Genomic DNA, 11,780 nt, shown 5'->3' with positions numbered 1-11,780 from the left:
CAACAATTGTCAGAAACGGTTCTCGTGCCAGCGGCCGAGATAGAAAAAGCCTGCCGGTGCATCCCTGCCCTGGTCGAATTTCTCCAGAGTCTGATGGAGCGACGGCGACACGAAGGTCTTGGAGAAAGAGATTTCTTCAAGACCCCGGTTTACCTTCGCACCGTTGGCCAGGACGTGACCGATGTGGGCGGCGAGTTGCCGACGGAACTCGTCCTCATCATGAGCCAGCCCGGCTGCAAAGTGAACCGAGTGTCCCTGACCGGTTGCAAGGTCGCTGACTGACCCAAGATAGATGCGCCGTGTAGCATCGCTCTGCGGCTCACTAACCTCCCAGTCGTAGGGAGGCACATCAAAGGGATTTTCTCCTTCCCCGTTAGGCTGGACCTCGCCGCTTACGAGCATCTCACGGGCGCGTTCCATGGTCGCCTGCAGCTCTGCCACTGCATCCTCTCCCTTGCGGGCGAAATGCGCCGCCAGAGACTCCGAAGGCTTAGAGCTTTGTTGCTTCCTCATACCTCACCTTCCCAATTCATCTTATGCTCCTCCCATGCTGCGAGCGCAGCCTCATAGCCGCGATCGCTGCACAATTCGGTACAGGCACCGCCAAAGCCATTGATCGTGATGTCGCGCGAGAGGACCGCACAATGGATGTGATTGCCCTGCCCTTTCAGGCCAGCAAAGCCCGGGATATGGGCGATCAGCACCACCGCGAAGCGATGCGCGAAGTGAGAGCGCGCATAGCTGCGCACCCGTTCGAACCCGACATGCCAGGCCTCGGCCGGATCGAGCATGATCTTGACGTGGATCATTGCGTGCTGCTCGTAGACAGGAAGGGTGTCGTCAAACCGATCGACGAGCGTCCCGAACCTGACAAGATCCCCCGGAGCGGTCGGGGGAACGAGCACATCGTACTTGGCCGCATATCCGAAGCGGGGATCGCCACCAGGGACAAGCTTCTTGTCGAACCAGGGCCGCAGGCCGACCCTGTTATCCTGTCCCTTATACCAATGGCGCGAGAACTCGAAATCGGGATGGTCGTCACACCGATGGTGGACGAACACGCTCAACTTGGTCTGCGCAATATCTGCGCAAGGTGCGAAATCCTTGGAGGTGGACTGGGCCATAGCTAGAACCCTCCGTCAAATGAGGGACGCTCGATGGCCCGCATGATCCCGGCATAGCGCTCGGCCCCGTTCGAATAAGGCGCACCTTCATAGGCCTCGAGCCCCTTCCCGGTGAAGCGGAAGAACGGACCCGATGCCTGCGAGGGCACCAGCCACATGTCGCCGCCATCACGGCGCCAAGCAAGGAAGTCGCACAGCCAGCTCTGGCTTCCATCCATCAGCACATCGAACGACGCGCCTAAGAGCGGATCGAACCGCAGCACGACAAGGTCCATCTGAAGCAACAGAGCTAGCGTTTCGCATTCGGCAAAGAGCAGCGGCCGGTCGCAGGAAGTGGCGGTAACCACCACGCCTGCTTCCTGGTCGACATAGAAGCCCTCATTGGTGCGATAGCTCATCTCGTTGCTGTCGGGCGAAAGTCCGGTCGCGCTCAGAAAGGCGCCCAATCGGCTAAGCGTCCTGTATGTCCTGTGGACAGTATGCGGCAGCAAGGGTTCGCCCCCATGAGGGCGTTGCGGGGTAACCATATTCATGTCGGATGATCCTTGGTGGGAGATCGCTCTGGCCGAGCGCGCGCTCCCCACTTAATTTCATATACTACTCGGCCCTACCGCCGAGCCACTCCATTGTACGGGGTAAGCGGTGACGGCTGTCGGCACCACAAATCTCGATGCGAGAAGCCTCGCCCTGGCAAGGACGAGACCGCGATCGTCGCTATCCGTCTACGGCTACACAACCTTACGCAGGCCCTTTTCAAATTCGAAGGAAACTGCGGGTTTCAGATTGGTCTCACCATTTCGAGCGAGCAAAATACAGTGCTTCTAATCACGGCAGCGAAGGGAAGTCTTTTCGACGATAGGAATGGACCATTTCTGCTAATTCTACTGGCTGCAGTACCTCGACATGCGAGCCCCAGGAGTAAAGGTGCCAAGCCATCTCAAGATGTCCAGAAGCCCTGAATCGTACGATAAGTGAACCATCCTCGCACCTTTCCGACGCCTGGGTCGGATGGAACAGAAAGCGGCTGGCTCGCTCCGCCGCATCGGGCGTAAAGCGCCACACCACTTCGCCGAACTCGGCATCGTTGTGGAATGAGCCAAAGGCGCGACTGGCGTGGGCGCGAAGATCGAATTCAGTTGGATAAGAGAAGCTCGACGCCAGGACCTCGGCCTCGCTGATGTCCTCGACGCGGTAATGGCGGAAGCGCCCATCCTTCTTTGCCAGATCCCGCCCGACGAGATAACGCCGTGCGCCCAATAAGAGCCCTAACGGCTCGATCGTGCGCCAGCTTGCCTCCCCTTCGCCGCGGCTACGATAGGCCACCCTGAGATGAAATGGGCCTTTCAAGGCCTGTGAGATCGCGCGATCAACCTCCGCTGCCGCAGCTGGCTGAGGCCCAGGTCGCGCGGCATAGCCGAGGGCCTCGAGCAGGGCCTCCTCGTCAACGGCCAGACGCCCGCCGCTCTCCGGCGGGATAAGGGCCCTAACCTTACGATCAAGTCCGGCTAGCCGTTCAGCTTCTGCGACCAGGCCAATTCGGCGAAGCTCGCCGACCGCCGTGGTCATGGCCGCAAGCTCATCCGCAGAGGGCGACAGCAACTGCGCGATAGCGCGAGCGGGAACCCGCCAGTAGTGGCGCCGATCCCCCTCGTCGATCCAGTGTTCGGTTGCGGGAAATGCCTCCTCAAGGGCGCCGATCATCCGTTGCGCAGTTCGGCGCACACAACCGAATTCGGCCTCCACGTCAGCGAGACAAACTCCGCGCCGTGACGTCGCCATCATGGCGAGGCGCAGCAGGTCGACTGCCTTGGAAAACGACATGGCTCCTCCATTGGGTGACAGTTTTTGTCGCCCTCGTCCTTCATAACGGATTCGCACCAACAGGAAAGGACCCAACATGGAGTTTACCCACCACGCACAGACCCGCCTCCAGCAGCGCGGTATTCCGACCGAAGCTGTCGATGCGCTGCTCGCCTATGGCAACAGCCGCAGGCACCATGGCGCAGATGTCTACTACCTCGACCGGCAGGCGCGTTCCCGGGCCAAGGCCGGCCTCGGCTCTCATCTCTTTAATCGCATCGAGAAGGCTCTCGATTCCTACCTCGTCGTGGGCGACGACGGCGCGGTCATCACCGCTGCGCATCGCCTGCAGCGGCTCAAGTTCTGAAGGATGCGCGCAGTGACCGGCGTCCCGGACAATTTCAAAAACTGCATTCTTGTCAGCAAGTTGGAGGCACCGTACTGTCCTCCCCTCACCCGGTTAGTGGAGCAATCCTGAACATGCGTAAGCACAATTCCCGATTGCTTCACTCGGCCTCGGACCTCAACGCCTTCCTGGGCTGCGCGCACGCCGCGGCCCTCAACCTCAGAAAGCTGCAGGCGCCCGACTCACTGCCCGAGCGGGCCGAAGACGACGAGACCATGGTCCTCATCCAGGACGCCGGGCACGCCCATGAGGCGGACTATCTCGCCTCGCTGTGTCAGTCGGGTGAGGTTGCAGAGATCTCGAGCGAAGGAACGCTCGAGGAACGCGCAGAGGCAACTCTTGTTGCCATGCAGGCAGGTGCGCCCTTCATCTATCAGGCAACCTTTCTCGATCCGCCGTGGCACGGCTTTGCCGACTTCCTTCGCCGTGTCGATCTCGGCACCGATCTGGGCACATGGGGCTATGAAGTCATCGACACCAAGCTGGCCCGCTCCCCTAACCCCAAGCATGTCATCCAGCTGGCGCTCTATTCGAAGATGATCGAAAATGTGCAGGGAAAGCCGCCGCACACGATGCATCTGGTCCTCGGCGACGGCGCGGAAGCGAGCTTCCGCCGCGTCGAGTTCGAGCACTTCGTCCGCGCGGCGAGCGAGCGCTATCTCGCCTTCATTGGTGAAGGTGCAGAAGGGTCGCGTCCCGAACCGTGCAAGGCCTGTTCGCTATGCGGCTGGCGCGAAGTCTGTGCCGCCCAATGGGAGGAGGAGGATCACCTCTTCCAGGTGGCCGGCATCCAGAGCACGCAGATCGACAAACTGCGCGAGGCTGGTGTCAACACCGTTGGAGACCTTGGCGCACTCCCGGCAGGCACGCAGATTCCCCGTCTGGCCCCGCGCACCTTCGAGCGTCTGAGGGCGCAGGCAGCCTTGCAGGTTGCACGGCGAACGGGTGAGCTGACGACAGAGCCTCTGCCGATCGAACCGGGACGAGGGTTTGCCCGGATGCCCGCGCCGAGCCCACACGACCTCTTCTTCGACCTCGAGGGTGATCCGCTCCATCCCGATGGCCTCGAATATCTCTGGGGCGTTCATTACCGTGGGCCTGCGGGCGATCCCCTCTTCCGCCATGCCTGGGGGCATGACCGTGCAGCCGAGCGGGCCGCCTTCGAGAGCATGGTTGATTTCTTCACCGAGCACTGTGCGCGGCACCCCAACGCGCACATCTACCACTATGCGCCTTACGAGGTGACGGTGCTGCGCCGCCTTTCAACCGCCTTTGCCAGCCGCGAGGCTGCCGTCGACAACCTTCTTCGAGGCGAGAAACTGGTCGATCTCTATTCGATCGTTCGCGGCGCCATCCGGACATCCGAGCCAGATCTCAGCCTCAAGACGCTCGAGATCTTCTTTGCCGAAAAGCGTGGCGAGGATGTGCAGAAGGCCGATCAGTCGATCGTCCACTATCACCGCTGGCGCGAGACCGGCGATCAGGCACTGCTCGACGGCATTCTCGCCTACAACAAAGTTGACTGCGAGAACACGGAAGGCCTGCGCGACTGGCTGCTGACGCTCCGGCCCGACCTTCCCTGGTGGACCAAGACAGGTCCCGAGCCATCCTCTGAGAAAAGTGAGGAATCTCTACGGCGCGAGGAAAGGCTCGATGCCCTGCGCCGGGCAATCACGGCTGGCTCTGTTCCGTCATCCGATCGTGGCCGCGAGCTCACCTCGCACCTCATCGACTTTCACACGCGCGCAAAAAAGCCCGAACAATGGGCCATCTTCGACCGCTGTGAGCGAGAAGAGGACGAACTAGTCGACGACGGCGAGTGCATCGGATCGATATCCCCCGCAGGCGATGAGTGGCTGCGACCCGAAAAGCAGTCGATAGTCGCAACCTACCGGTTCCCGGCGCAGGATACCAAGCTCCGCGAAGGCAAGGAAACGCTCCACGCACCGACCCGCGAGCGGCTCGGCACCATCTTTGCCATCGACCGCGAACAAGGCATTGTCGAAGTCAAGCGCGGCAAGAAGGCAGGGAGCGACTTCCCGACGGCAGGATCTCTGATTCCCGGTTGGCCTCTCGACACAACGCAGCTCGAGCTCGCTGTCGAGCGCGTCGCCAATGCTTGGGCCTCGCACGACCCGGCTGGTCCGGGCGAGGCGCGCTACCGAGCGCTTTCCGACATTGTCGAGCGAACCGGTCCTCGCCTCCTCGACTGGCAGGGCGGGACGCTTGTCAGGGACGATGAGACACTGGTCGAGGCTGCGATCGGACGAGCCCTGGCGCTCGATCATTCTGCGCTCTTCATCCAGGGCCCTCCGGGGACCGGCAAGACCTATACCAGTGCCCACATGATCCTCTCGCTGATCGCAGCAGGCAAGAATGTCGGGGTTTCCTCGAACAGCCACAAGGCGATCAACAATCTCCTCGGGAAGGTCGAGGAGGTTGCCGAGAAGGAAGGCGTCCATGTGTTCGGCGCCAAGAAGGTCTCGCCTGGCGATCCGGACAGCTACCTCAACGGCAAGATGATCTATGACCTTGCCGACAATGGCGATGTCGAAGAGGGCGGCTATGATCTCGTAGGCGGGACTGCCTGGCTCTTTGCCCGCCCAGCCTTTGATCAGCATTTCGACTATCTCGTCGTCGACGAGGCCGGGCAGGTCTCACTCGGCCACCTGCTCGCGATGGGTTCGGCAGCAAAGAACATCATTCTCGTCGGTGACCAGATGCAGCTTGGCCAGCCGATCCAGGGCGCACACCCCGGCGAAAGCGGGCTCTCCGCGCTCGACTACCTGCTCGAGGGCGCGGCAACCATTGCGCCGGACCGAGGCATCCTCCTAGACACAAGCTGGCGCATGAACCCCTCGATCGGGAGCTTCATCTCGCGCGCCGTTTATGATGGCCGCCTCAAGTCCCATCCCGCCTGCGAAAAACAGACTCTGCTCCTCGGTGATGCAGCGGACCCCAACCTGCCTCCGCACGGGATCCGGATGATCCCGATGGACCACACCGGCTGCAGGCAGGCTAGTGAAGCGGAAGTCACCAAGACAGTCGAGCTGGTCGAGGCGCTGCTCGGCACCCGTTTCATCGACTTCAACGGCAATGAAGGAACGGTCACTCTCGACAACATCCTCGTGGTCGCTCCCTTCAACATGCAGGTGAATGCGCTCAAGGATGCGCTTCCTGAAGGAGCCAGGGTCGGTACGGTCGACAAGTTCCAGGGACAGGAGGCCGAGATTGTCATCGTCAGCATGACAACCTCATCGCCCGATGACCTGCCGCGTCACGTTGACTTCTTCTATTCGAAGAACAGGCTCAATGTGGCAGTCAGCCGCGCACGGGCGCTCGCCATCGTCCTTGCCAATCCGAAATTGCTCGAGCTCGAGGCGACCACGGTCGAACACCTGAAGCTGGTCAATACGCTCGCCTGGCTCAATAACGAGGCAAGTAATTGAAGAAGCGACTGGATCGAAACGGAGAAATTTGGAAGATGCACGTGGGGGTATTTCGCTGGTGACTGAAGACAAGTTCAAGGAATGGTTGGCGAGCGAAGGGCTGGTAGCCAGCTCGATCTCGACGCGGATCTCGGATCTGCGGCGGGTCGAGAAGCACTTCGGCGATCTCGACGCGGCATACGACCAGGATGGCTGCGCCAGCATCTTTCAGAAACTCACCTACACCGCAGCCGATCAGGCGGCGGGTAAGCCCAACCCTTCCGGGATCGAGATCGAAGGCAATCTCTACGACGGCCTGTCAGGCTACAAGTCTTCGCTGACCGCTTATGTCCGCTTCAGGAATAGCGAGACAAACACGGGAGCCATGAGCCAGGCGGATCGGATCCGTCAGCATGTGGCCGACAATCACGCGAACCCTGCTCGCCGGAGAGGCGAAAGCCAGTTCTCGGTGGTTTCGGGAGATATTCACCGCGACCTTGGGCTCGCGAATGCCATGCCAGCCGTTTGCAGCGCCCTCGACAGCCGCAAGTTTGCCGAGGTGATCGATGGAGAGCTGGTAGACAGGGTCGGACCTGCCAACTCCTCGACCGTCCGCTTTACCTTTAGTCTCAATGCCGAAGAGGCTTTCGATATCGCGGCCGCCGAGCGCGAATTGAAGCGACGCTACGGTGAAGAGATCCCGACCATCAAAAATACAGGCAACCAGTATATCACGAGCTTTGCTCTGCCCGATGAGCGGCAGGTAGCGCTGGAAAAGGAAGGTCAGTCGGTCCGGATCTGGATTGAAGGCAGCAGGGACAATCCTCCGCCCGCTGGCTCGCCGACATATTATGCCCCAGACCAGGGACGCCAGGCCAATCTCCCCCGCCGCCTCAAGCACCTGCCGCCCGGCGGCGCGCAGCCACGCAAGGTGATCAAGATCACCTTTGCTGATCGGGCAAGCTTCACCGACGTGCTCGACTGGTACGAGGCGCAAGGGTCAAGCCCAGGCACACTGACCCGCGCGGCGGTCCTTGACGCAATCCGCGAATGTGAAGAGGTCGGGACCGACCCGTTCCTCGACAAGCATGGCTTCAGGCGGCCCAGAACCTACTGGATTGCCGAGAACGGCAAGTTCTACCCCTGCAAGGCGATTGCCAATGTCGCGCTGCGCTCGGTCGAAGGAGCCGACACCCAGATCCGTGATGCAACCCGTTCCCGTGAGCTCATATCGCGCTTGGGATTCAGGGTGGTCGACAGTCTCGATGAAAAGCTCGATGCAGCCGAGCTCGAACGGCTCAAGCAGCGCTTTCTGAGCTTTTTCCCTGATTTCGAGCCAGCAGGATTCGCCCCAAGCGAAGGCGGATATTACGATGAAGAGCGAGGATACAAGGAAGCCTTGCTCGAAAAGGCACAGGCAGCGCTCGACGACAGTTCCTTGTCTGAAGAAGAAGTGGGCGGGCGCTTCCTTGATATTCTGACCGGTCCGCAATCAGGCCTCCTCGGCTGGCGCACCGATGCCCGGATCAAGGCTCTGCGCGAGGCTCATCCTGGGATCCTCGAAACCGAAGCGGGAAGCCTGATCCTTTCCGATGACGATCCAGCCGTAGCCCTCGATCGCTTCGTCAAGGCCACTTGGCCTATCCTCAGCGAGGGACAGGACAAAAGCCAGCCATACAGCGAGAGCCGGAATATCCCCTCGATGCTGCTGGCCCTTGCACATCCGACAGAAGCGATGGGGATCAACACGGACCCCCTCTGGCGCGCAAGCAAGGCGCTGACAGGCAAACCTCCTTTTGGGAACAATGCCCTTAACGAGAACGAGTATGCAGAGATCCTCGACCTTGCTGAAGCCCTCTTCGAGAAATTCGAGGAATGGGGCTGGCAGCCGCGCGATCTCTGGGATGTCCAGGGATTCATCTGGGTCGTCAGGGAAACCCAGGACGCAGCCCAGCCCGACAATGATTCAGATCACGATGAGACCAAGCCCATGCCCAGACCCACCAATCTCATTCTCTACGGCCCTCCCGGGACCGGAAAGACCTACCGGACCGCAAAGGAAGCCGTAGAACTCTGCGATGGTTCGGCTCCCGATGACCGATCCGAACTGAAGGCGCGCTACGATACGCTCGTCGAGGCCGGGCAGATCGGTTTCGTCACCTTCCACCAGTCATATGCCTATGAAGACTTCGTCGAAGGCCTGCGGCCAGAGACAGGAAGCGGTGAAAGAGAAGATGAAGGCGCAGCGGCTGGTTTCCGTCTGGAACCCAAGCGAGGGACATTTCGGGAAATATCCGCGCTTGCCCAGCAATCCCGGCGCAATGCCGGCAGGCCAACCGGGCTCGACCTAAGCGGTCGCGAGTTCTTCAAGATGTCTCTTGGCCGAGCGGGCAGCGAAGATCATATCTATGATGCTGCCATCGAAGGGAATTACATAGTCCTTGGCTGGGGCGGCGATGTGGACTGGTCCGACCCCCAGTACGATGGTTACCAGGCCATCTTCGACAAGTGGAACGAGCTTCATCCAGGCACCCATGGCTCGGATGGCAACATCTCGCAGCTTTGGCGGTTCCGCAGCTCCATGAAGGAGGGCGACATCGTCATTGTTCCGGACGGAAATTCAAGTTTCCGCGCCATTGGCGAGATTGTCGGCCCATACGAATATGCCCCGACCGACGTCCGCGAGTATAACCATCGCCGCGCCGTTCGCTGGCTTCTTGTCCTCGACGAATCCTTGCCCGTTGAGACCATCCATGATGGCAAGTTCACCATGCGCACATGTTATCTGCTGAAGCGCAACCGGATGAAGCTCGAGGCGCTATCGCGTCTGCTGCCTGGCAATGCTCCGGCTTCCAACGCCTCTCCTGACCAGTTCGTTCTCATCATCGACGAGATCAACCGCGCCAATATCTCCAAGGTCTTCGGCGAGCTGATCACGCTCATCGAGGAAGACAAGAGGATCGGCGGGACCAACCAGACGACCGTCAAGCTTCCCTATTCTGGCGATGTCTTTGGGGTGCCCGACAACCTCCACATCATCGGCACCATGAACACCGCCGACCGCTCGATCGCGCTCCTCGATACCGCGCTTCGCCGCCGGTTCACCTTTCGCGAGCTCATGCCCGAGCCTGGCTTGCTCAAGGAAGCCGCCGAACGGACGGGCGTGCCCCTGGTTGGACTGCTGCGCCGTTTCAATGAGCGGATCGAATATCTCTTCGACCGCGAACATCAGATCGGCCACGCCTATTTCATGAATTGCCGGACTGTCGAAGACGTCCACGAAACGATGCGACACCGCGTCATCCCGCTCCTCGCCGAATATTTCTACGAGGACTGGAACAAGGTCGCACTCGTTCTCGGCGATGCCGAAGGAGCAGGACGTTTTCTGACGCGTACTCAGCTCGCTCCGCCGGCTGGCATCCAGTCCGACGGTTACAGCGAGGAACGCTGGCGCTGGCAGGTTCGCGATCACTTCGACGACAGTGCCTACGACGCCTTTGCATGATCAGCCGGACAGTCCTTGAGTGGCGCAAGATCCGCTATGGCGATGGGCCCGAGGAAATACCTGAATGGGCCGCTGACCGAATCGCCGCAGTCGCGCGCGCCAACCCCCTTGGCGGCGAGGAAGGCGCCCGCATCTTGCAGCATGGCAGGAGCTCGCTACGCGCGCAGCAGGTTGTCGGCGTCATCGCAGCCCAGGATTGCACCCTCGAAATCCTTCCCAAGATCGACGGGCTTGGCGATGGCGACAGCGCGGCTAGCCAGGCACAGATCCGGCGCAATCTCGTGCACATGCTCGCCGTTGCGCTCGATCTCGACATTGCCGCAGGGCAGATGGCGCGGCTCGGCTGGCAGGATGAAAACCTGCTCGAGGTCCTGATCCGCCTGTTCTGCGACAGGCTCTTCGAAGCCGTGCATCTCGGTCTGCCTCGGCGCTACGTCGCCATGGAAGAAGACATTCCGACGCTGCGCGGACGGCTCGACGTCATTTGGCAGTTCTCGACGCTGGCTGCAAGCCCCGATCGGCTGGCGTGCCGCTTCGATGAATTGTCGAGCGACATTCCGCTCAACCAGATCATGAAGGCCGCCGTTGCCCGCCTGCTGCAACTGTCGCGGTCCACACACAATCAGCGCAAGCTGCGCGAGCTGTCGTTCGCCTTTGCCGAAGTGAGCGACGTTCCGGTCCAGTCACTGCGCTGGAATAGCGTGATCCTCGACCGCACTAATGCCCGCTGGAAGGATCTTCTCGAGCTCGCCCGACTTCTCCTCGGCGAGCGATTCCAGACGACGACCAGCGGGCGCGGCCGAGGCTTCTCCCTGCTGTTCGAAATGAACACCCTGTTCGAGGAGTTCGTGGGCCGCACCCTAAGGCGCGCCCTTATTGGCACAGGCCTCCAGGTCGATCTTCAGGGCGGAAGGCTGCACTGTCTTGCGGAGTTAGACGAGGACTACGCTGCGACCGGTCGCCGGCGCTTCATGACCAAGCCGGACATCATGATCCGCCGAGGCTCCGAGCGGGTGATGATCATCGACACCAAATGGAAGCGGCTCGCGCCATCGATCGACGATCCGAAGCAGGGCGTGAGCCAATCGGACGTCTACCAGATGATGGCCTACGGCAGGATCTACCAATGCCCTAACCTCATGCTGCTTTATCCTCATCACGATGGGATGGGGGTTGAAGCTGGCATTACCAGCAGACATGAAGTTGTGGGATGCGACGACCGACTGGCGACCACCACCCTTGATCTGTCCCAGCTTGCGGCTTGTGCGCCGGCGCTGCGCTTGTTGATTGGCGAGGCGGCCGACAATAATGTCCAAGCAGCCACTGCAGAGCTATCGTAACGGTCGGCACTTCCATTTAGGCGGCGGACCACCCTGATAGAACCGGTCAAGTGCGCTGACCCTCGCAGGGGTAAGGATTCCCGGGGTTAGGATGCCCTACCCTCCACAGCCACAAATGTGGCCTCTGCAAATTTTTGCCCCCTAACTGCCAAGTAGCGCCTAGCAAGCGTTGCGGCC

Annotated in this window: 8 protein-coding genes; 4 read left to right on the top strand and 4 right to left on the bottom strand. The window is 60.7% G+C overall.

Annotation, left to right across the window (positions count from 1 at the left end):
• Nucleotides 1–9: 9 nt before the first annotated feature.
• The 4 genes from K3178_RS04765 to K3178_RS04750 form a co-directional block, all read right to left on the bottom strand.
• A complete protein-coding gene (locus K3178_RS04765) occupies nucleotides 10–441 on the bottom strand; it encodes a hypothetical protein (RefSeq protein WP_221570214.1) in 432 nt (143 codons plus the stop codon).
• Between the two features lie 68 nt (nucleotides 442–509).
• The gene (locus tag K3178_RS04760) at nucleotides 510–1,124 is read right to left on the bottom strand and encodes a hypothetical protein (RefSeq protein WP_221570213.1); all 615 of its coding nucleotides are present in this window, start codon (nucleotides 1,122–1,124) and stop codon (nucleotides 510–512) included.
• Between the two features lie 2 nt (nucleotides 1,125–1,126).
• Complete coding sequence (locus K3178_RS04755) at nucleotides 1,127–1,570, bottom strand: hypothetical protein (RefSeq protein WP_221570212.1); 444 nt, start codon at nucleotides 1,568–1,570, stop codon at nucleotides 1,127–1,129.
• 379 nt (nucleotides 1,571–1,949) lie between these two features.
• Complete coding sequence (locus K3178_RS04750) at nucleotides 1,950–2,945, bottom strand: helix-turn-helix transcriptional regulator (RefSeq protein ID WP_247713511.1); 996 nt, start codon at nucleotides 2,943–2,945, stop codon at nucleotides 1,950–1,952.
• 76 nt (nucleotides 2,946–3,021) lie between these two features.
• Here K3178_RS04750 and K3178_RS04745 point away from each other — a divergent pair, with 76 nt between their 5' ends.
• The 4 genes from K3178_RS04745 to K3178_RS04730 all read left to right on the top strand — a co-directional run bounded on the left by K3178_RS04745 (nucleotide 3,022) and on the right by K3178_RS04730 (nucleotide 11,603).
• Complete coding sequence (locus tag K3178_RS04745; RefSeq protein WP_221570211.1) at nucleotides 3,022–3,291, top strand: DUF4258 domain-containing protein; 270 nt, start codon at nucleotides 3,022–3,024, stop codon at nucleotides 3,289–3,291.
• A 113-nt stretch (nucleotides 3,292–3,404) separates the two neighbouring features.
• Nucleotides 3,405–6,779 (top strand): TM0106 family RecB-like putative nuclease, encoded by a 3,375-nt coding sequence (locus K3178_RS04740; protein ID WP_221570210.1) that lies wholly within the window; start codon nucleotides 3,405–3,407, stop codon nucleotides 6,777–6,779.
• A 58-nt stretch (nucleotides 6,780–6,837) separates the two neighbouring features.
• Nucleotides 6,838–10,263: a ScoMcrA-related endonuclease gene (locus K3178_RS14365; protein ID WP_221570209.1), complete on the top strand. Its 3,426-nt coding sequence runs from the start codon at nucleotides 6,838–6,840 to the stop codon at nucleotides 10,261–10,263.
• Nucleotides 10,264–10,397: 134 nt separating this feature from the next.
• Complete coding sequence (locus tag K3178_RS04730) at nucleotides 10,398–11,603, top strand: McrC family protein (protein WP_247713510.1); 1,206 nt, start codon at nucleotides 10,398–10,400, stop codon at nucleotides 11,601–11,603.
• The last annotated feature ends 177 nt before the right edge of the window (nucleotides 11,604–11,780 follow it).

The sequence above is a fragment of the Qipengyuania sphaerica genome (genome assembly GCF_019711595.1).
In the GTDB taxonomy this organism is placed as follows: Bacteria; Pseudomonadota; Alphaproteobacteria; order Sphingomonadales; family Sphingomonadaceae; genus Qipengyuania; species Qipengyuania sphaerica.
The sequence above is the reverse complement of the archived record's forward strand: the minus strand, read 5'-3'. Positions and strand labels throughout refer to the sequence as shown.